This is a genomic window from Georgenia sp. Z1491 (genome assembly GCF_057652395.1).
Genome location: NZ_CM172729.1, coordinates 104269 through 124467, shown reverse-complemented (window position 1 = coordinate 124467; position 20199 = coordinate 104269). Strand labels below are relative to the sequence as shown.

Below are 20199 nucleotides of genomic sequence, written 5' to 3'. Positions count from 1 at the left end.
CGACGGGACGACGGGTGCGACGGACGCCGGAGGTGTGATCGGCGGCGGGGCCGGGTCCGCGAACGACCTGACCGAGCACGACGCCGAGGCGCTCAACGAGCGCATCCGCTACACGATGTGGTCGGTGTTCGCCACGACCCAGCCGCTGCCGACCGGCGCCGCTGAGCGGGACGCGCTCGCGGCCGACGCGGAGCGGGCGGTGCGCGCGACCGGCGTCGAGCTGCGTGGCTGGTACGACGTCGCGGGCCTGCGCGCCGACGCCGACCTCATGGTGTGGTGGCACGCCGAGACCATCGAGGAGGTCCAGGCCGCCTACCACGCGCTGCGCGCGAGCGACCTCGGGTCCGCGCTCGAGCCGGTGTGGTCGGTCGTCGGCCTGCACCGCGCGGCCGAGTTCAACCGCCGCCACGTCCCGGCGTTCCTCGCCGGAGAGCCGGCGGGCGACTACATCTGCGTCTACCCGTTCGTCCGGTCCTACGAGTGGTACGTCCTCCCCGCGGAGGAACGCTCCCGCATGCTGCGGGAGCACGGCATGGCCGCCCGCGACTACCCGGACGTGCGCGCCAACACCGTCTCCGCGTTCGCGCTCGGCGACTACGAGTGGATCCTCGCCTTCGAGGCCCCCGAGCTGCACCGCATCGTCGACGTCATGCGCGAGCTGCGCGCCGTCGACGCGCGACGGCACGTGCGCGAGGAGATCCCGTTCTACACGGGACCGCGCGTCGAGCTGGCCGACTGGGCCGCCAGGCAGCCGCTCGCGGCCGACTGATCCACGCCTGACCTGCCCCGCGCCTGACCTGACCCGCGCCTGACCTGACCCGCGCCTGATGGGCGCCGCCGTCCCCACGGGCCGACTGATCCACGTCTGACCGGCGCCGCCGTCCCCACAGCCCGCCTCCCGGTGCCGGTGCCCACAGGTGCCGCCGATCGCCGCTGCCCTCCGCCAGGGACGCACCTAGCGTGCCGGGCAGGAGAGAGGGGGCGTGATGCTCGACCAGATCGAGGCGGACCTGCAGCGGGTGCGCGCGCAGGTCACGGCGGTGGAGGGCGTGCGGGACAGACTGTCGTCCTGCGTTCCGATGCGCTGGACGGGTGAGGCGGGCGCGGCGGCCACGGAGTCGCGAGAGGTGCTCCGCGGGGACGTCGACTCCGCGATCGGTGAGCTGCGCGGGTTGGAGGGACGGCTCCTCGGCCTCACGCTGCGGATCGATATCCAGGGCGCGCCCGGCGTGGGGGCGGTGCGATGGGTGGGCTGATCCGACCCGTCGCCGGTGACCGGCCCGACCCCCCGGTGCCGCCCGATCCCGTCGCGCGGGAGCACGTCTCCTCCTCGGCCGACGGTATGGACGTCGACACTGCCGAGGTGCGCCGGATGGCGAGCGAGGTCGACGAGGTCGCGGCGGGGTTGAGGGCGGCCGCCGGGCCGCTCCGGCTCGTCGGCTCGAGCCCGCAGCACGGTGGCCGCCTCCTCGTCCCGGTCCCGAACGCCGCCCACGACCCCGCGCTCGCCGCCGAGTTCGCGGCCGCCAGGGCGTCCGCGCAGGCGGTGGCGGACACGCTCGGCGCCGTCGCCGGGCGCGCCGAGGATCTCGCGAACGGCCTGCGCGGGTGGGCGGCGCGGATCGAGCACGCGGACGGCACCGCCGGCGCCCTCTTCCACGTGCTCGGCGCCCTGTCCAACGCCACCGGCCCGCCGCGTCTGATCCCAGGGCGTGTGGTCGCCTCTCGCAACCCGGCCACCTGGGCCCTCCCGGGGTACGGGATCCTCACGAGCCCGGGCTGGGCGGCCCGGCCGGGCGGCGCGGGTATCGCCGCGGAGCTCGACGCCGACGTGGCCGCGGCCGGTGGGCTGGTCGATGCCGCGGTCGGTGCCGTGGGGCGGGGGCCCCTCCTCGCCGCCGTCGACCGGGACGCGGCGGACGGCGAGATGGCCGCGCTCGCGGCCCTGCCCCTGGCGCGCGGCCTGCTCGCCGGTGTACCGGGTGGGGCGCGCGCCGTGCTCGACCCCGAGCCCGTCCCGGGCCTCCCGGCGCCGGTCGCCGGCGTGGCCGGTCTGCGGTTCGGCGCGCCCCGGGACCTGTCCGCACCGGGCTCGCTGCTCTCGCGCCGACCGGCCTCCGACCGTGGTCCGGAGCCCCTCGCCGGGACCCGGCCCGGCTCCGTCGGCGACCTCATCGACCGGATCGACCCGCTCCACGCCGAGTCCGGTCGAGCCGACCGCCCGCACCTGGAGGTGCTGCGGACCGAGCACGCCGACGGGTCGACGTCGTTCGTCGTCGTCATCCCCGGCACCAGCGCGGACGCGACGGTGGCCGACCCCGACAACCTCATGGACAACGCCTCGAACATCGAGCTCGCCGCCACCGGCAGCTCCGCACTGCTCGAGGGCATCTCGGAGGCGCTCGAGGTCGCCGGGGCCCGGGACGGGGACGCCGTCGGGATGATCGGGCACAGCCAGGGCGGGCTGGGCGTGGCGCACTGGGCGGCGGGGGACGACGCCCGCCGGTACGACCTGCGGGCGAGCGTGGCGCTCAACGCGCCGATCGCGCACGCGGGCGCACCCGTGGCCGGTCACCACCTGAGCATCGACGTCGCTGACGACGCCGTGTCCGGCCTCGACGGCGCACCCGTCCCGCACGTCGCGCCGAACGCCGAGACCGGGAGCCGGAGCGCCTACACGGTCGACACCTCCACCCGCCCGCGCGACCTCGGCGACGTCTTCCCGTTCGAGGGGCACTACCCCGAGCACTCCGCCGCCGCATGGGACGGCGTCCTCGAGCACCGCGGGCACGAGTACGACGTCGCCCACGTCGACGACGAGTTCCGTCGCCTGCTCGGAGTGGGGGAGGAGGGGGCCGTGACGACGTCGGTGGTCGTCGAGCTCGAGCGGGACTGACGGGGCGGCCGAGCGGGCGGGTGGGGGCCGCCGGGCCGGACTGCGCCGCGCTGGGCCGACCCACGCCGGGCCATGACGGGCGGGCCTCCGCCCGGAGCGAACGCCTACCGGGCGGGCTCTCCGGTTCCCACCGGCTGGGAGAATGGGACGGGTGTCGTCGTCAGTGCGTCGGCACCGGACCCGCACCCGGTACGACAGGAGACGACGTGACGACGACCGACGCGACGACCACGCCCTGGGGGCCGCCGCCTTTCCCGGAGCCCCCGGAGCGCGGGGAGGTCGACGTCGTCGCCGGCCGGACCGTGGTCTGGGCGCCCGGGACCGTGCTGCGGGCCGGCCGGGTGGTCCTGGGAGGCTCGCCGTTCTCCGTCACCGTGGTCCCCGAGGAGTTCCGGGACTTCGCCACCCGGGTCTGCGACGCCGAGGAGCACGGCGCCGAGGCGGCGGACGACACCGAGCGCGCCGCCGCACGGTTCCTCCTCGACCTCGGCATCGTCCACCCCAAGCCGGTCGCCTACGGCGAGGTCACCGACGTCGAGGTCGTCATCCCGATGTACGGGGACCCGACCCTGCTGGACCCCCTGCTGGCCTCGCTCGCCGTCGAGGGGCACCCGGTGACCGTCGTCGACGACGCCACCCCCGACCCGGAGCACGCGTCCCGGATCGCGGCGATCGCCGACCACTACGGCGCACGACTCATCCGGCACGACGTCAACCAGGGGCCGGGCGGCGCCCGCAACACCGGCTTCGCTGCGACCAGTGCGCCGTTCATCGCGTTCATCGACTCCGACGCGCGCGCGAGCGACGACTGGATCGCCCGCCTGCGCCCCATGCTCGACGACGAGCAGCTCGGCGCGGTCGGTCCTCGCGTGCGCCCGCGGTTCGACGGGGACAGCGCCATCGAGCTCTACGAGGACACCCGCTCCGAGATCGACATGGGACCGGTCCCCAGCCGCGTCGTCCACGGCGTCATGGTCGGCTGGCTGCCCAGCGCCGCGGTCCTCGTGCGGCGCTCCGCCGTCACCGACCCGCCGTTCGAGCCGGGCCTGCGCATCGGCGAGGACGTCGACCTGTTCTGGCGAATGGACGAGGCGGGCTGGAACGTCCTGTACGCCCCGGACGTTCAGGTGTTCCACGAGGTGCGGACCACGTGGCGGGCCTTCATGGGCCGCCGCGCCGGGTACGGCAGCTCCGCCGCGCTTCTCGAGCAGCGGCACCCGCTCCGCCTCACCCCGGCCTCGCCGAGCCTGTCCGGCCTCGCCGTCATCGGGCTGGCCTCGACCGGGCACCGGTGGCTGGCCGCCGGCGTCGCCGGCTACGAGCTCGCCCGCCAGCGCGCGAGCCTGCCCGACGAGGTGCCGCTGAGCGTCGTCGCCGAGATGGCCGGCCGGCAGATCTGGTCCGACGGCTTCTGGACGGGACACCTGCTGCGCCGCGACTGGTGGCCGGTCGGCTGGGCCGTCCTCGCGTCGACGCCACGCTCCGGGCTTGCGCGCGGGGTGGCGGCAGCCATGATGTGGGAGCCGGTACGTGACCACATCCTCCGGCCCACGCGTCTCGGGCCGGTCAAGAGCCTGGCCATGCGGTTGCTCGACGACGCCTCCTACGGCACGGGCGTCATCACGAACGCGATCCGGGAGCGGGTCCCGAACGTCGTCACCCCGCGCCCGCGCATCCCCTGGTGGCCCCGCGGACGCTGATCCTCGCCCCGCGTCCCCCGCGTCCCCCGCGTCCCCCGCGTCCCCCGCGTCCCCCGCGCTGACCTCGCACGGTGGGAGGGCCGCTCCGTGACCCTGTGCCCCGCGCAGGGGTGGGGCGGGGCATGCTGGACCGATGGCCAGCACGTTCCCGCCCAGCCCCGCACACCCCGCCGATCTCCTGCGGGCCGACATCGCGTCGCTGCCCGCTTACGTCCCCGGCGAGCGCCCCGCGCAGGACCGGCCGGTCGCCAAGCTGTCGTCCAACGAGATGCCCTACCCGCCGCTGCCCGGCGTGGCCGAGGCCGTGCTCGCCGCCGTCCAGGACTCGGGGCGCTACCCCGACATGGCTGCCGTGGACCTCGTCGAGGCGCTGGCGACCCGGCACGGCGTGGCGCCCGAGCAGGTGGCGCTCGGCGGCGGCTCGACCGCGGTGCTCGAGACGATCCTGCGAGCGACCTCCGGGCCGGGGGACGAGGTCGTCGCTCCCTGGCGCAGCTTCGAGGCGTACCCGATCGCCGTACAGGTCACCGGCGCGTCCATGGTGCGCGTACCGGTCGATGCCGAAGGGCGCCACCGCCTCGACGCGATGGCCGAGGCGGTCACCGACCGCACCCGCGTGATCCTGCTCTGCTCACCGAACAACCCGACCGGCACCGCGCTCACGCGGGGGGAGGTAGAGCAGTTCCTCGCCGACGTCCCGCCGACGGTGCTCGTCCTCCTCGACGAGGCCTACATCGACTTCGTCACCGCGGACGACCCGACCGACGGTCCCTCGCTGCTGCCCGCGCACCCGAACCTCGTGGTCCTGCGGACGTTCTCCAAGGCCGCCTCCCTCGCCGGTCTGCGCGTGGGTTACGCCCTCGGTCATCCCGACGTCGTGGCCGGCATCCGCGCGGCCTCGACCCCGTTCGGAGTCTCCAGCCCCGCGCAGGCGGCGGCGCTCGCGGCCCTCGACGCCGATGCGGAGATCCGCCGGCGCGTCGCCGAGGTCGTCGCGGAGCGCGAGCGGCTCGTGGCGGGGCTGCGCGCACTCGGGCTCGAGATCCCGGACACCCAGGCCAACTTCGTGTGGCTGCAGCTGGGCGACGGCGCGGCGCCGTTCGCGGACGCCGCCCGCGAGGTCGGCCTGCTCGTCCGGCCCTTCCCCGGCGACGGGGTGCGGATCAGCATCGGGACGAGCGAGGACACCGACGCCGTTCTCGCGCTCGTGGCCGAGCGCATGGGCTGAGCGCTCGCTGAGTGCATGGGCTGGGAGCGCGGAGCGCGGTGCCCTTCGTCGGACATGCGGTCGGAGCTCTGCGACGTCGGGCACGCACTCGATCCCGCCCGTGCGCGGCCGCGAGCCGGGGGCCGTTCGGGCCTGGCCCTCGTCGTCGAGGCGAGCTCAGCCCTCGTGGCCGATGAGCCACCGCACCCCGTAGCGGTCCACCAGGGTGCCGTCGTGGTCGCCCCACGGCCGCGCCTGCAGCGGGTCGATGACGCGGCCACCTGCGGAGAGCGCGTCGCACCAGGCGGCGAGGGTGCCCGGTCCGGCCGTACCGAGCAGCGAGAGGAACATGCCGGTCATGGCCACGCCGTCCTCGTTCGCACCGGCATCCGCGCCGGCGATCTCGACGGGGCCGACCAGCATCGCGTGGGCGACCGCGTCCGGCGGCCCGTCGTGCCGCCCGGCTTCCCCGTAGTCGACGACCGTGAGCTCACCGCCGAACACCGCCCGGTAGTGCTCCATCGCCTCGCGGGCGGTTCCCGGGAACAGCAGGTACGGGACGAGTCCGCTCATGCCGCGATGGTAGGGGCGTAGTGCCGCGAGGTGGCAGGGCGGCCGGCCCTGTCGGTGAGTCAGTGAGGTAGGTATCGAGTCAGTGCCCCCGGTCGATTGACTCGGTACCTACCCGATTGCCTGGGTGACGGCTCAGGGTGTGGGGCAGGCCACCGCGCGGCGCGCTCGCGCTCGAACCTACACCTGTGTAGCCTACACAACCGTAGGTAGCTTGCCGGGCCCGCACGTGCTGATCCACGAGCGGTGCCCGACGGCTCGGACGAGGTGCGCCGATCGCGCGCAGAGTCTCGCCGGCCGGCCGCGCAGATCGCGTGGCCGGCCGGGCACGGGCCGGGGGCAGGAGCAGGATGGTGCCGCGCCGGGCGAACCGCCGGGCCGGCCGGCACGACGACGTCCGGGCCCGAACCAGCACCACAGCGTCGGACGACCGAAGGAGGACCACGTGTCCGTTCCCACGACGAACGCCCCGCACGCATCGGCCGGCCCGTCGGCCGCGGGCGGCGAGGCAGCCGCAGCCCCGGACGGCAGCACGACGCCGAACGGCACCGCCCCGAACGGTCCCGACACCCAGAACAGCCCCGCGGCCCCGCACGGCGCCTCGCTCGACCCGGACGACGCCGTCGTCCAGCTCCTCACCCCGGCCGGCGAGCGCGTCGACCACCCCGTCTACGGCCCGCTCGTCGACGAGCTCACGCCCGACACGCTCCGCACGATGTACCGCGACATGGTCCTCACCCGCGCGTTCGACGCCGAGGCCACGCTGCTCCAGCGCCAGGGCGAGCTCGGCCTGTGGGCGTCCAGCCTCGGCCAGGAGGGCATCCAGATCGGCTCCGCCCACGCCCAGCGCCCCGCGGACATGGTCTTCCCCAGCTACCGGGAGCACGGCGTCGCCCACGTCCGTGGCCTGCCCCTGACCGACCTCCTGCCGGTCATGCGCGGGACCCGCCACGGCGGGTGGGACCCCCGCGCGCACAACTTCCAGGTCCAGACGTTCGTGATCGCCGCCCACACGCTGCACGCCGTCGGCTTCGCGATGGGCATCCAGCGCGACGGCGACGTCGGCACCGGGACCGACCGCGACCGGGCCGTCGTCGTGTACCACGGCGACGGCGCCACCTCGCAGGGCGACTTCAACGAGTCGCTGGTCTTCGCCGCCTCCGCCCAGGCGCCGGTCGTCCTCATCTGCCAGAACAACAGCTGGGCGATCTCGGTCCCCACCCGGGTCCAGTCGCGCGTGCCGATCGCCCGGCGTGGCCCCGGCGTCGGTATCCCCGCGGTCCGGGTCGACGGCAACGACGTCCTGGCCTCCTACGCGGCGACGACCGAGGCCCTGCGCCGGGCCCGGGCCGGCGAGGGCCCCACGCTCGTCGAGGCCGTCACCTACCGGATGGGTGCCCACACGACGTCGGACGACCCCACCCGCTACCGGGAGCGCGCGGAGGAGGAGGAGTGGCGGGCGAAGGACCCGATCGACCGGCTGCGCGCCCACCTGCTCGCCACCGGCCTCGCCGACGACGCCTTCCTCGCGGCGGTCACGGCCGACGCCGAGGCCCTCGCCCGCGAGACCCGCGCCGCCTGCCTCGCCGACCGTGCCGGCCGGCCCGAGGAGATGTTCGACCACGTCCACGCGCTCCCGCACGCACAGGTCGAGGCCGACCGCGCCGCGATGTCGGCTTTCGAGGCCGGGTTCGCCGACGCGGACACCGCGGACACGGCCGGCACCACCGGCAACACCACCGCGGACACGACCGGCACCACCGCGTATGCGCAGGAGGCCCGCTGATGCACCCCGCCCCGCCGGCCACGGCGACCACGCTCCCGCTCGCGCGCGCCATCAACGCCGGGCTGCGCGCGGCACTGACGCACGACCCCACGGTCCTCGTCATGGGCGAGGACGTCGGCCCCCTCGGCGGCGTCTTCCGGGTGACCGACGGCCTGCAGGCCGAGTTCGGCGCGGACCGGGTCGTCGACACGCCGCTGGCGGAGTCCGGCATCGTCGGCACGGCGGTCGGGCTGGCGATGGCCGGCTACCGTCCCGTGGTCGAGATCCAGTTCGACGGCTTCATCTTCCCGTCCTACAACCAGATCACCACGCAGCTCGCCAAGCTCAGCTACCGCACGTCCGGCGCGCTGAGCATGCCGGTGGTCGTGCGTGTGCCCTACGGCGGCCACATCGGGGCGATCGAGCACCACAGCGAGTCGCCCGAGTCGCTGTTCGCCCACACGGCCGGCCTGCGGATCGTCAGTCCGGCGAACGCCGCCGACGGCTACGCCATGATCCAGCAGGCCATCGCCTCCCCGGACCCCGTGCTGTTCCTCGAGCCGAAGGCCCGCTACTGGGAGAAGGGTCCCGTCGAGCTCGACGCCCCCGTCGACCTCAGCCCCGGGGCGCTCACGAACGACCTGCACGCCGCCCGCGTGGTCCGGCCCGGCACGGACCTGACGATCGCCACCTACGGGCCCGGCGTGAAGGTCGCACTCCAGGCCGCGGAGGTCGCCGAGCAGGAGGGCTCGAGCCTGGAGGTCATCGACCTGCGCTCGATCTCCCCCCTCGACGTCGATGCCGTGGCGGCCTCCGTCCACCGCACCGGCCGGCTCGTGGTCGTCCACGAGGCGCCGACGTTCTTCGGGCCGGGCGCCGAGCTGGCCGCCGCCGTCCAGGAGCGCTGCTTCTACGAGCTCGAGGCGCCGGTCCTGCGCGTGGGTGGGTACCACACGCCGTACCCTGCCTCGACGCACGAGTCCGTCTACCTGCCCTCCCTCGACCGGATCCTCGACGCCGTCGAGCGTTCGCTCGCCGCCTGAGCCGTCACGACAAGGAGCCGAGATGAACGACCAGCGTCACCGGACCTTCCGCCTGCCCGACGTGGGGGAGGGGCTGACCGAGGCCGAGATCGTCAGCTGGTCGGTCGGCGTCGGCCAGCGCGTCGAGGTCAACCAGGCGCTGTGCGAGATCGAGACGGAGAAGTCGGTCGTCGAGCTGGCGAGCCCCTGGTCGGGTGCCGTGCGCGCGCTCCTCGTCGAGGAGGGGGCCACCGTCGAGGTCGGTGCGCCGATCGTCGAGCTGGACACCCGCCCCGACGAGCCCGACGACGACGCCGCCCCCGAGCCGGCGGCCACCGCCGCCGGCGACGCGAGCGCCGAGGCGGGCGACGGGTCCGGCGCCGTCCTCGTGGGGTACGGGACGCGTCCCGGTGCCGCGCGCCGTCGGCCGCGGGTCGCCACCCCGGCCTCCGGTCCCGCAGGGTCGGGAGCCACCGGGTCCTCCGGTCCTGCACTCTCGACCGCCACGCCGTCCGCCGCGCAGGTGCCCGCCACCCCGGCCTCCGGTCCCGTACCCGCCACCCAGGGGGCGGGCCCCTCGACGGGCGCCTCGAGTGCCACCGGCCCGACCCCGCTCGTCTCGCGTCCTTCGCCGGCCGGCACGCGCGTCGCCCCCGGGAGGCCCCGCCCCGCGCCCGGTACCGCGTCCTCGGCCGACCCGACGTCCGGCCCGGCTCGGCCGGCCGTCCCCGCGCGCGGCGGGTCGAGCACGCGGTTCGTGCCGACGTCGGGCGGACCGACCCGGGCCAAGCCACCGGTCCGCCGGCTCGCGAGGGATCTCGGGGTCGACATCGACTCGGTCCACGGCACCGGGCCCGGCGGGATCGTCACGCGCGAGGACGTCGTCGCGCTCCACGAGCGGTCCGACGTGCAGCAGCTGGCCACGTGGTCCGAGGACGAGCCGTGGCTCGAGGGCGGCTCGGTGTCCCCGGACGGCCGTCGCACGCGCGTGCCCGCCCGGTCGGTGCGCCGCCGGACGGCCGAGGCGATGGTCCAGTCCGCCTTCACCGCCCCGCACGTCACCGAGTTCCACACGATCGACGTCACGCGGACGATGGACCTCGTCGCGCGGCTGAAGAAGGACCGGGAGTTCGAGGGCCTGCACGTCACCCCGCTGCTCATCGCGATGCGGGCGCTGCTGCTGGCCGTCAACCGGCACCCGGAGATCAACGCCTCGTGGGACGACGACACGCAGGAGATCGTCTACAAGCACTACGTCAATCTCGGCATCGCGGCGGCGACACCCCGCGGCCTCGTGGTGCCCAACGTCAAGGACGCCCACCGGCTCAACCTCAAGGAGCTCGCCCAAGCCCTCGGCGAGCTCACGTCGTCGGCGCGCGCCGGCCGCACCCAGCCGGCACAGATGGCCGACGGCACCATCACCATCACCAACGTCGGCGCCTTCGGCATCGACACCGGCACGCCGATCCTCAACCCGGGGGAGGCCGCGATCCTCGCACTGGGCGCCGTGCGGCAGCAGCCGTGGGTGCACGAGGGCGAGATCGCGGTCCGGTGGGTGACGCAGCTGGCGCTGAGCTTCGACCACCGCCTCGTCGACGGCGCGCTCGGCTCGTTCGTCCTCAAGGACATCGCCACGATCCTCGAGGACCCGTCGATGGCGCTGGTCTGGGGCTGAGCCCCGGCGCTCGACGACGACGAAGGCAGGCGATACCCGTGGCACGGTCCGACGACGCCCTCCACCCCGACGTGCAGGTCGGCATGTACTCCTTCCGGACGCCGGAGCCGGTCCGCCTCGCCACGTTCTGGGGCGAGCTCATGGGGCTGCCGATGGCGGACGGGGCATCGGATCAGATCGCCATGCTCGACCTCGACCACGAGGTCGGACCGATCACGTGGCTGTTCGAGCCCGACCTCCGACACCAGACCCGCGACCTCGGACCGGCGAGCGTCGACCTGACACGTGCGAACCGAGTCGCCGCTGACCTCGAGGATGAGGCGACTGGCGGAGAGTGCTGGACGGTCGACGGTGACCGTGGCTGACGAGGTGGTCGTGCCGGGCTGAGCGCCCGCCCCTCAGCGCAGCGGGACGAACACGTAGCCGCCCGGCGCTGTCTCCTCGTCCCACCCGTCCTCGGTCCTGTTCACCCGGACGAGCCTCCCGCCCGCCGGCACCACCATGACCCCGCCGACCGCGAGCTGTCGGGCGAGCCGCTCGGGAACGGCGTCCGACATCGCCGAGACGAGGATCCGGTCGAACGGCGCGTCCTCGGGAGCACCGAGCACGCCCTGCTCCGCGACGCGGACCTCGACCCGCGCCGACTCCTGACTGTCCAGCGCTGCGCGACTGTGTTCGACGAGCTCGGGCACCAGCTCGACGGCGAGGACCCGGCCGGCCGGGCCGACCAGGTGGGCGAGGATCGCCGTCGTCCAGCCGGACCCGCTGCCGACGTCGAGGACCCGCGCCCCCACGGGCACGTCCAGCAGCTCGAGCATCGCGGCGACCGTGGTCGGCTGGGAGCACGTGGCGCCGTGCCCGATCGTCAGCGGGGCGTCGGTGGCCGCGTACGGCCGCGTGGCGGGCGGCAGGAACCGGGCGCGCTCCGCCCTCTCCATCGCCTCGGCCACGGCCGCCCGGTCACGCACGTCAGCACCTAGCCCAGCAGGTCCGGCGTCGCGGGTGGTTCCTCGCCGCGCACGTGCTCGCCCAGGAAGCCGAGCACCACCTGGTACCAGAGCTTCGCGTGCTGCGGGGTGAGGATCCAGTGGTTTTCGTCGGGGAAGTAGAGGAACCGGTGCGGGGTCCGGCCCGCGTCGTCCATGGCCAGGGCCGACTCCGAGACGAGGGAGCGCCACAGCGACAGGCCCTCGCCGATCGGCACCCGGTAGTCCTTGTCGCCGTGGATGACGAGCATCGGCGTGGAGATGTCCTTCGCCGCATGGTGCGGGGAGTGCGTGGCGCGCATCTCGGGCGTCATCTCGCGCTGCCAGAACCAGCCGACGTCCGTGGTGCCGGCGAACGTCTCGATGTTCCACAGGGAGGCGTGCGTGACGACCGCGTCGAACCGGTCGGTGTGCCCGGCGATCCAGTTGGCCATGTACCCGCCGAACGAGCCGCCCATCGCGGCGGTGCGGGTGTCGTCGATCTCCGGCAGGGACGCGGCGGCGTCGGTGACGGCGAGGACGTCAGTGTAGGGGTTGGCGCCCCAGGTGCCCCAGCCCCGCGCGATGAAGTCCCACCCGTAGCCGGTCGACAGTGCCGGGTCCGGCAGCACGACGGCGTACCCCTGGGCGACGGCGATCCACGGGTTCCACCGCCACGACCAGGTGTTCCACGAGGAGACGGGCCCGCCGTGCACCCACAGGAGCAGGGGGGCGGGTGCCTCGGGGGTGGCGCCGTCGGGCACGGCGAGCCAGCCGCGCAGGGGGTGGCCGTCGGGCGCGAACGCCTCGATCTCGGTGAGGGTGCCGGGCAGCTCCGGCGCGTCGACGGGAGAGGGGACCTCGGTGACCTCGGCGCCCCCCAGGGCCGGCTCGCGCAGCACCGACAGGTCGAGGCGCACCGGTGCGGCAGGGGCTCCGTAGCTCGCCCGCAGCGCGTACGCGACGGTGCCCTCGGGCGAGACCCGGACGTCGGAGAACGCCCCGTCGGCGGTGAGCCGGGTGACGTCGGCACCGTCGAAGGGGACGTGGAAGACGGGTGCGCGGCCCCGGTCGTCGGCCACCGCGAGCATCCCCGAGCCGTCCGGCAGCACGACAGCCTCGTTGATCCAGCGGTCCCAGCCCGCGGCGATCTCCGTCCGCTCCCCCGTGGCGAGGTCGACGAGGGCGAGGGTGACGATCGGCGGCCGCTCCGGCGTCGAGGGCCGCTCGACGGCGACGACGGCGCGCGCCCCGTCCCGGGTGAGCGCGACCGGCGAGAACTCCAGGTCCGCCGACGGCTCGGCGACCCACCGGCGCTCGCCCGAGGCGACGTCGATGGCGACCACGCCGGTGCGGAGCTCGCCGCGCGCCGCCGGGAGCGACCAGGCCGCGAGGAGCGTGGTGCCGTCGTCGCTGAGCAGGTACGCGCCGTCGAACAGGGCGACGCCGGCGTCCGGCGTGAGGTCGTGCAGCGTGCCGGGGCCCTCGGCGCCGTCCGCAGGCGGGTCGACGCGGTAGAGGTGGGCGCGGCCCGGGCCGAGGTCGTGGTCCCAGAACCGGACCGGGTAGGCGGTGTGGAGGATCGCGGCGACCTTCTTCTCGGTGCGCGCCGTGCGCCGCTCGGTGTCGTCCTCGAGGTCGGACGAGCCGGGCAACGGGGAGCCGGCCACGACCACGGTGTCCGCGGCCCGGGCGGTGAGGACGGCCTCGACGCCGCCGGGGTGGTCGGCGAGCACGCGGGCCTCGCCGCCGCCGGCGGGCAGCACCCAGGCGCGGGCGCGCTCGCCCTCCTCGTCCGCGGGGTCGGGCCGCGCGGCGGTGAACACGAGGTCGCCCGACGCGGTGACGGTGGGGGCGGACTCGCCGCTCCCGCCCCGGGTGAGGCGCCGGGCCGGCCGCTCGCCGGCCGGGTCGAGCTCCCACACCGAGCTCTGGTACCGGGTGGCCTTGTCGTCGAGCGCGGCGACGGACGTGACCAGGCGGGTCCCGTCGGGGCTCAGCGCGAGTCCGGAGACGCGCCCGAGCGCGACGTAGGCGTCGAGGTCGTGGAAGGGGGTACGGGTCGCGTCGTCGTCGGTCACCGGTGCATCGCACCACGGCGTGACGGCCCGTGTCTGCCCGATACCCGCCGTGTTCGCGACGCGCGGACGGCGTGGCGACGCCGGCGCCGCGGCGGGGGACGTCCTCCGTGCGGCCCGCCCGGCGGCACCGCTCAGTAGGTCTCGAGCACCGACGGGCCGAGGCGGAAGCCGCCGCCGGACTCGGTCGACCAGCACTCGACGTCGACCCCGGTCACCGTGCACGCCAGGTCACCGTTGTACGCGGACTGGCCGTCCGACAGGAGCGGGTCGGCGTTCGCGGATCGGTTGCAGTTGACGCCGGCCTCGCCGTCGGAGCTGATCTCGACGCTGATCCCGCCCGGCAGGCAGCCCTCGGGGGTGTCGAGCGAGTGGTCGACGATCGTGCACACGACGTCGCTCCCGCTGAGGTTGCACGCCATGTTCGCGCCCTGCACCCAGAACCCGGGCATCTGCTCGGCGTCCGCCGGGATCTCGGGGACCTCCAGCCAGCTCATGTCGGCCTCGATCGCCGTACGAAGCGCCGGGTTCGTCCCGGAGTCGCCGAGGATCATGTCGACGACCGCCTCGGCGTGCTCCTGGCCGCACTCGTCCTTCAGCGCGATGAGGGAGTCGACGACGCGGTCGCCGTGCGCGGGGTCGCCCCAGGTCCCGTCGGGCGCCGCGGCGGAGGCGAACGCCTGGACCACCTCGGTGTCGGGACCGGCGTCGGAGCAGTCCGAGCGCGACGGCAGTGCCTCGAGGGCGGCGAGCGCCTCCGCGATCTCGTCGGTCGCCGGGCTCTCCTCGTCGCCCTCGCTCGGCGCCTCTGTCGTGGCCGGCGGGAAGTCCGGGTCGGGCTCGCCGGCGGTGGTGGGCTGCTGGTCGTCGTCGCCGGGCAGGTTGAAGATCCACAGGGCGCCCAGCACGATGACGGCGAGCGCCGCGGCGACGGCAAGGATGCCCGCCCAGGGTACCGCGCGGCGCGGCTCGTCGATCTGGCGCGGCGGCGCGTCCGGCGTGCGGGTGGTGGTCGGGGAGCCGTCCGGCGGAGTGACCGGACGGGCGGGGGACGCCTCGACGGCGGGTGACTCGGTCGTCGGGCGCCTGGTGCTGCCCCCCGCGGCGGCGCCGGCCGCCCCCGCGGCGCCGAAGCGCTCGGCGGTCGGACGGCGCACCGGCGCCGTGGCCGGCTCGTCCGGGTCGATGCCCGCCGTGCGCGCCCGCCGCTGGGCGATCGCCTCGTCGATCTCGCTGTCCCCGAGGTTGCCGAGCCACTCGAGCAGGCCCGGGTAGGTCGAGGGGTTGCCGGCGATCGCCGGGCGCAGCTCGGGGTGGTGCTCGGCGAGCTCCTGCAGGCGGGTGAGCGGGGTCGCCGGATCGGCCGCCTCGAGTGCGGGGTCGTTGCTGTCGTCGGTGCCGGTCACGGCCGTGTCCTCCATCGCGAGTCTGCCCGGGAGTGTACGCAGGGCGGCTGCCCGCCGCCGACCAGGTGTGGTGAGCGACGCACGGGTGCAGGAGCTCGTCGAGGCCGTCATCGAGGGGCCGATGGCGCTGGTCGAACGGGCCGGCACGGCGCGGCCGGCGCGTGGGCCCGTGACGGCACCGAACCGGACCGGCTGCGCGCCAGGGTCGTCGAGCCCGGTCTCGGGGGCAGGTCTGACCCCCGCCGACGGACGCCGCTCACCCTAGGGTTGTCGCGTGCTGCCCGGGACCTCCGACGACGACATGGACCGCTCGCCCGACCCCGTGGCGGATCCGACCGGGCCCCCGGGGACCGATGCCGCCGACGCGGCGCATCCCGAGTCCGATCCGGATGCGGCACATCCCGAGCCCGATCCCGACGTCCTGCCCGAGCCGGTGCCCGACGTCGTCGCCGAGGCCGGCACCGACCAGGGGTCGGAGCCCCCGACGGCGAGCACCGCACCCCGTGCGAGCGAGCCCGCGAGCGAGGTGCCCGAGCTCCCCGAGCACGGTGAGGTGGAGGCTCCCGGGTCGGCCACGTCCGCCCACGAGCGCGACACCGCCGAGCTCGACGGCGCGGGCGGTACCGCCGTGGTCCCGGTCGTCGAGGGTGGCGCCCCTCTCGCGTCGGACGCCGCGGCCGGGTCCGACGCCGGGCCCGGCGCCCAGGACGCCGGCGCGGTGGCCGATCCCTCCCCGCACGACGACCCCGACCACGCGCGTGCCGAGCACAGCGACCGCGACCCGGGCACCCCCGCGGCGCTCGCCGCCGTCCAGGGCGCGGCCCAGGCCGTGCGTGGCTGGTGGCGCCGGGCGGGCTCCGGCGTGGTCCAGCGCTGGGTGCTCTCGCTGGTGATCGCGTCGCTGGTGCTCGTCGTCGGACTGCTCGTCGCCGACCGCTGGGCCCTCATGCGGGCGCGCGCCGAGGCCGACGACGCGATCGTCTCCTTCACCCAGGAGGTCGAGAACCCGGACGTGCGGCTGGACGGCTTCCCCTTCCTCCCGCAGGTGGTCTCCGGCCGCATCGACCGCATCGATTTCACGGCCGACCGCATGGTCCTGCCGGACGTCGAGCTGATGGACGTCCGGGGCTGGATGACCGGCGTCGGGTTCCGGGCCCCGATCGAGGTGGCCCGCCTCGAGGCGAGCGGCACGGTCCCGCTCGAGCTGGTGCAGGAGCAGGTGGCGGAAGCGACGTTCGACGTTCCCGTCCTCGGCGAGCGCAGCTTCGAGGCGGACATCGAGGGCAACGAGCTCGTACTGACGACGAGCATCCTCGGCGGGGACATCCACGTCACCGCCGACGTCGCGCCCACCGACGACGGCCGCGGCATCCACCTCCACCTCGACCGGGGCACGCTCGGCGGCGTCAGCACCGAGCTGTCGTCGATCCCGCTGGTCGGCAGCCGGCTGCCGCTCGACCACTACGTGCCGCTCGAGGGCCTGCCCGAGGGGCTGGTCCTCACGAGCACGACCGTCGTCGGGGACGGGATCGCGGTGGGCGTCGAGGGCGACGACGTCCGGTTCTGACCCGCTGGGCTACCGGCCCCGGTCGCCCCGCGCCCGGGCGGCCAACATCTCGTTGTACGCGGCCAGCTCGGCATCGCCGTCGGCGTCGGCCCGGCGGTCGACGCGCCGGGCCTCCTTCTTCTCCGACCGCGCCCACTGCACCGCCACCCCGACGGCCAGCGCGAGCGTCGGGAACTCGCCGACGCCCCAGGTGATCGCGCCGCCGACCTCCTGGTCGGCCATCGCGTCCACGCCCCAGGGCAGGCCGAGCCAGCCGAAGTGGCCGGCGCCGAGCAGCGAGGTCGCCTGCATGACGGCGACTCCGAAGAACGCGTGGAAGCCCATCGTCGCGATGAGCAGGACGAGCCGCAGCGGGTACGGCGGTCGCGTCGGCCCGGGGTCGATGCCGATGAGGGCGTTGGCGAACATGTACCCGGCCAGGGAGAAGTGGACGACCATGAGGATGTGGCCCACGTGGCTGCCGAGCGCCAGGTCGAACAGCGGGGTGAAGTAGAAGACGACGAGGGAGCCCGCGAAGTTGGCCCCCGCGACGATCGGGTGCGCCCAGGCCTTCGCCCACGGCGACCCGACGAGCGCGAGCAGCCACTCCCGCGGCCCGCGCGACCCGTCCTGACGCACCGGGAGCGCGCGGAGCGCGAGCGTGACGGGGGCGGCGAGCACCACGAACAGCGGGACGAGCATCGTCAGCGCCATGTGCATCGCCATGTGGACGCTGAACAGGACGTCCCCGTAGACGGCCGGCGCCCCGATCGTGAGGTAGGCGAAGACGGCCATCCCCAGGTACCAGCAGATCGTCCGGCTCACGGGCCAGCGGATGCCGCGGCGCCGCAGCCGGAGCGCCCATCGTCCGTAGACGAGCACGCCCGCGCCGACCAGAGCCACGAACAACGGGTCCGGGCGCCACACGGTGAGGTAGGCGAGCGGGGTGGGGAACGGCGGGACGGGCGAGTTCGTCAGCACGTAGGTCGGCGTCGGGTCGGGCGGCGGCGCGATCGGCACCGGCGTCTCGCTGGACCCGAGCGCGACCGCCACCCCGACGACGGCGGACATGAGGACGACCTCGCCGAGCGCCAGGCGCGTGAACGCGCCGCGGGCACCGCGCGCGAGGGCGGGCAGGGTCGAGCGCCGGTGCCATCCGCCCGCGGCGAGCAGGAGGCCGGTGGCGATGATCTTCACCAGCAGCAGGCGACCCCAGCCCGTGGTGACGAGCTCGCCGAGGCCGTTGACGCGCAGGAGGGCGCTCGCCACCCCGGACAGGACGACGAGGATCGACGCCCAGGCCGCGATCGACGAGTAGCGCGGCGCCGCCCGCGAGAGGTCCGACGAGCCCAGGTGGCGGCCGGCGAGGAGCAGCCCGGCGAGGCCCCCCATCCACAGCACGACCCCGGCGAGGTGCAGCCACATGCCCGTCATCGCGACCTCGTGGTTCGCGGCCCCGTTGGCGTGGCCGGTGAAGCCGATCGGCGCGAGCGCCACGACGCCGAGCACGGCGGTCCACGCGGCGCCGGCCGGCCCGGAGGTCGAGACCGCGACCAGCCCCACGAGCAGCGCGAGCACCGATGCGCACACGAGCGTGACCCCGAGGTCGAGCTCGGTGACGAACTGCCGCAGCGAGGCGGTGTAGAGCTCACCGGTCAGCGGCTCGCCCACGACGGACGCATGCGTGAGCAGGAGGTGGGCGACCTGGGCGGGCCCCCACACGACGGCCGCCGCGGTCCCCGCGCGCACGACGGCGGTCCACGCCTTCGTCGGGGGCCTCGCCGCATGCCTGCGGTCGTTCCGGACGGGGGCCGGCGTCGACCCGGTGCGCTCGCCCGGGGCGGCCGCGGCGCGGGCGGCGCGCTCGCGTGCGCTGACCCTGACGGTGCGCGCCTTCGCGGGGCCGACGAGGACAACTGCGGCCACCGCGAAGCAGCCGACGGTCAGCGTCGCCGCGAGGTGCGTGACGACCGTGACCAGCGGGAGTCCCCAGCGGACGAGGGCGCCGGGGTCGGCGAGCAGCGCGGGCTCGGCCGCCCCGGAGGAGAGGAGCGCCAGGACCAGCGCCACGACGGCTGCGGCGCACACCAGGAGCCCGCCGGCGACGGCCCGTCGCGCGCCGGGGGTCACGGGCAGGCTGGGCACCCGGCCAGGGTACGTCGGCACCCTGCCCGGCCCGGGTTCGCCCGGAGGTGTGGACGGCGGAGGTGTGGACGAAGGGGTGCGCACGGCGGTGGGAAGCACTGCCCTGTGCGCACCACGTGCGGGCGGGTCCGCGTCGGTAGTCTGCTCGGGCCACCCCGCCGGAGTGGTACCGAGCATCGTGAGGGAGTACTCGTGCCTGAGTGGACCGCCCAGCCCGAGCAGCAGGCGAGGGCCCGCGTCAAGCGGATCAAGGACGACGAGGTCTGGCGCGCCACCGACCTCGTCCGCCAGGTCACCGAGGTCTTCAACACGCGGGTCGTCGGCCAGGACGACCTGCGCCGGGCCCTGCTCTCCACCCTCATGGCCGGCGGCCACATCCTCCTGGAGTCCGTGCCCGGCCTGGCGAAGACGACGGCCGCCCAGACGCTGGCGTCCGCCGTCTCGGGCTCGTTCCACCGCATCCAGTGCACGCCCGACCTCATGCCGAACGACATCGTCGGCACGCAGATCTACAACTACGCGACCGGCGAGTTCACGACCCAGCTCGGCCCCGTGCACGCGAACCTCGTCCTGCTCGACGAGATCAACCGCTCCTCGGCCAAGACGCAGTCGGCGATGCTCGAGGCGATGCAGGAGCGCCAGACCTCGATCGGCGGCGAGGTCTACCCGCTGCCCCGGCCCTTCATGGTGCTCGCCACCCAGAACCCCATCGAGGAGGAGGGCACGTACGTCCTCCCCGAGGCCCAGATGGACCGCTTCGTCCTCAAGGAGGTCCTCACCTACCCGACGCCGACCCAGGAGGTCGAGATCCTCTCCGGGATCGCGTCGGGCTCGCTCAACAGCCCGATCGACACGCAGCCGATCAGCCTCGAGGACGTCGAGCTGCTCCAGGACCTCACGTCGCGCGTCTACGTCGACATGTCGATCAAGCAGTACATCGTCGCCCTCATCAACACCACGCGTGGCGGCGGGCCCCGACCGCTGCCCGGGTTCTCCGACCACGTCCGGGTGGGCGCCTCCCCGCGCGGCGGGATCGCCCTGCTGCGCGTCGCGCAGGCGGTCGCCCTCCAGGAGGGGCGCACCTACGTCGTGCCCGACGACGTCAAGCTGCTGCGCCACGCGGTCCTGCGGCACCGGCTCGTGCGCACGTACGACGCGCTGGCCAAGAACGTCGCCCCCGAGGCGCTCGTCGACGCGGTCTTCGCCGCCGTCCCGACGCCGTAG

The 20199-nt window shown here is 75.0% G+C and carries 16 protein-coding genes; 11 read left to right on the top strand and 5 right to left on the bottom strand.

Going from position 1 to position 20199, the window contains the following annotated elements:
* The first annotated feature begins 115 nt into the window (after positions 1-115).
* From hemQ to hisC, 5 genes are all read left to right on the top strand, one after another.
* Positions 116-769: a hydrogen peroxide-dependent heme synthase gene (gene hemQ / locus AC24HA_RS00565; protein WP_487563596.1), complete on the top strand. Its 654-nt coding sequence runs from the start codon at positions 116-118 to the stop codon at positions 767-769.
* Positions 770-986: 217 nt separating this feature from the next.
* Positions 987-1256, top strand: a complete 270-nt coding sequence (locus tag AC24HA_RS00560; protein WP_425707429.1) for a hypothetical protein — start codon at positions 987-989, stop codon at positions 1254-1256.
* Positions 1244-2896, top strand: coding sequence for a hypothetical protein (locus AC24HA_RS00555; protein ID WP_425707430.1), 1653 nt, complete (start codon positions 1244-1246; stop codon positions 2894-2896). Before AC24HA_RS00560 ends, AC24HA_RS00555 begins: the two co-directional genes overlap by 13 nt.
* Positions 2897-3102: 206 nt before the next feature.
* Positions 3103-4596, top strand: coding sequence for a mycofactocin biosynthesis glycosyltransferase MftF (mftF, locus tag AC24HA_RS00550; protein WP_425707431.1), 1494 nt, complete (start codon positions 3103-3105; stop codon positions 4594-4596).
* 133 nt (positions 4597-4729) lie between these two features.
* Positions 4730-5824, top strand: a complete 1095-nt coding sequence (hisC, locus tag AC24HA_RS00545) for a histidinol-phosphate transaminase (RefSeq protein ID WP_425707432.1) — start codon at positions 4730-4732, stop codon at positions 5822-5824.
* A gap of 156 nt (positions 5825-5980) precedes the next feature.
* Here hisC and AC24HA_RS00540 read toward each other — a convergent pair whose 3' ends face one another.
* Positions 5981-6376: a VOC family protein gene (locus AC24HA_RS00540; protein ID WP_425707433.1), complete on the bottom strand. Its 396-nt coding sequence runs from the start codon at positions 6374-6376 to the stop codon at positions 5981-5983.
* A gap of 442 nt (positions 6377-6818) precedes the next feature.
* Here AC24HA_RS00540 and pdhA point away from each other — a divergent pair, with 442 nt between their 5' ends.
* Genes pdhA through AC24HA_RS00520 form a run of 4 tightly spaced genes read left to right on the top strand, consistent with a single transcriptional unit; the run spans position 6819 to position 11200 of the window.
* Positions 6819-8159 carry a pyruvate dehydrogenase (acetyl-transferring) E1 component subunit alpha gene (gene pdhA, locus AC24HA_RS00535; RefSeq protein WP_425707434.1) on the top strand — a complete coding sequence of 447 codons (1341 nt, stop codon included), beginning with the start codon at positions 6819-6821 and terminating at the stop codon, positions 8157-8159.
* Positions 8159-9181, top strand: coding sequence for an alpha-ketoacid dehydrogenase subunit beta (locus tag AC24HA_RS00530; RefSeq protein WP_425707435.1), 1023 nt, complete (start codon positions 8159-8161; stop codon positions 9179-9181). Before pdhA ends, AC24HA_RS00530 begins: the two co-directional genes overlap by 1 nt.
* Before the next feature lie 22 nt (positions 9182-9203).
* Positions 9204-10835, top strand: a complete 1632-nt coding sequence (locus AC24HA_RS00525) for a dihydrolipoamide acetyltransferase family protein (protein WP_425707436.1) — start codon at positions 9204-9206, stop codon at positions 10833-10835.
* Between the two features lie 38 nt (positions 10836-10873).
* A complete protein-coding gene (locus tag AC24HA_RS00520) occupies positions 10874-11200 on the top strand; it encodes a hypothetical protein (RefSeq protein WP_425707437.1) in 327 nt (108 codons plus the stop codon).
* A 33-nt stretch (positions 11201-11233) separates the two neighbouring features.
* Here AC24HA_RS00520 and AC24HA_RS00515 read toward each other — a convergent pair whose 3' ends face one another.
* The 3 genes from AC24HA_RS00515 to AC24HA_RS00505 form a co-directional block, all read right to left on the bottom strand.
* The gene (locus AC24HA_RS00515; protein ID WP_425707438.1) at positions 11234-11803 is read right to left on the bottom strand and encodes a protein-L-isoaspartate O-methyltransferase family protein; all 570 of its coding nucleotides are present in this window, start codon (positions 11801-11803) and stop codon (positions 11234-11236) included.
* 8 nt (positions 11804-11811) lie between these two features.
* Entirely contained in the window at positions 11812-13881 is a 2070-nt protein-coding gene (locus AC24HA_RS00510) for an alpha/beta fold hydrolase (RefSeq protein ID WP_425707439.1), read from the bottom strand.
* A 131-nt stretch (positions 13882-14012) separates the two neighbouring features.
* A complete protein-coding gene (locus AC24HA_RS00505; RefSeq protein WP_425707440.1) occupies positions 14013-15284 on the bottom strand; it encodes a variant leucine-rich repeat-containing protein in 1272 nt (423 codons plus the stop codon).
* A 274-nt stretch (positions 15285-15558) separates the two neighbouring features.
* Here AC24HA_RS00505 and AC24HA_RS00500 point away from each other — a divergent pair, with 274 nt between their 5' ends.
* The gene (locus tag AC24HA_RS00500; protein ID WP_425707441.1) at positions 15559-16851 is read left to right on the top strand and encodes an LmeA family phospholipid-binding protein; all 1293 of its coding nucleotides are present in this window, start codon (positions 15559-15561) and stop codon (positions 16849-16851) included.
* Between the two features lie 9 nt (positions 16852-16860).
* Here AC24HA_RS00500 and AC24HA_RS00495 read toward each other — a convergent pair whose 3' ends face one another.
* A complete protein-coding gene (locus AC24HA_RS00495) occupies positions 16861-18975 on the bottom strand; it encodes a bifunctional copper resistance protein CopD/cytochrome c oxidase assembly protein (RefSeq protein WP_425707442.1) in 2115 nt (704 codons plus the stop codon).
* Positions 18976-19167: 192 nt separating this feature from the next.
* On the opposite strand from AC24HA_RS00495, the gene AC24HA_RS00490 reads away from it, so the two are divergent.
* Positions 19168-20199, top strand: a complete 1032-nt coding sequence (locus AC24HA_RS00490; RefSeq protein WP_425707443.1) for an AAA family ATPase — start codon at positions 19168-19170, stop codon at positions 20197-20199.